This window comes from Azospirillum sp. SYSU D00513 (assembly GCF_017356015.1).
Lineage (GTDB): Bacteria > Pseudomonadota > Alphaproteobacteria > Azospirillales > Azospirillaceae > Azospirillum.
Genome location: NZ_JAFIQV010000128.1, coordinates 1 through 512, shown reverse-complemented (window position 1 = coordinate 512; position 512 = coordinate 1). Strand labels below are relative to the sequence as shown.

Below are 512 nucleotides of genomic sequence, written 5' to 3'. Positions count from 1 at the left end.
ACCCCGGTGCGCGAGGCCATGGCCCTGCTCGAGCAGGAGGGCTTCATCCGCTCCCAGCCGCGCCGCGGCATCTTCGTCGTGCGCAAGACGAAGGCGGAGATCATCGAGATGATCACCGTCTGCGCCGCCCTGGAAGGCATGGCCGCCCGGCTTTTCGTCGAGCATGCCAGCGACCAGTGCATCGAGGAACTGCGGGAGGTCTTCGAGCGCTTCGAGCAGGAGGGCGTGGACGGCCACATCTCGGAGTATTCCGACGCCAACATCGCCTTTCACCAGAGCATCGTCCAGGCGTCGGGCTGTCAGCTCATCGGCGACCTGATCGAACGCTTCTTCGTCCACATGCAGGCCATCCGCCGCGCCACCATCGGCAGCGGGCGCCGGGCCGACACCTCGATCCATGAGCACCACGAGATCATCCAGGCTCTTGCCAGCCGGAACGCCGATCTCGCGGAGCGGCTGGTGCGCGAGCACACGCTCGGGCTGGCCCGCTTCGTGGAACAGCACTGCGACTT

1 protein-coding gene is annotated in these 512 nt (G+C 66.6%); it reads left to right on the top strand.

The window, feature by feature from the left end; genetic code table 11:
• Window positions 1–18: 18 nt before the first annotated feature.
• Window positions 19–512: GntR family transcriptional regulator (locus tag JUB11_RS32505; RefSeq protein WP_247887484.1), on the top strand; the 494-nt coding region annotated here is incomplete at its 3' end.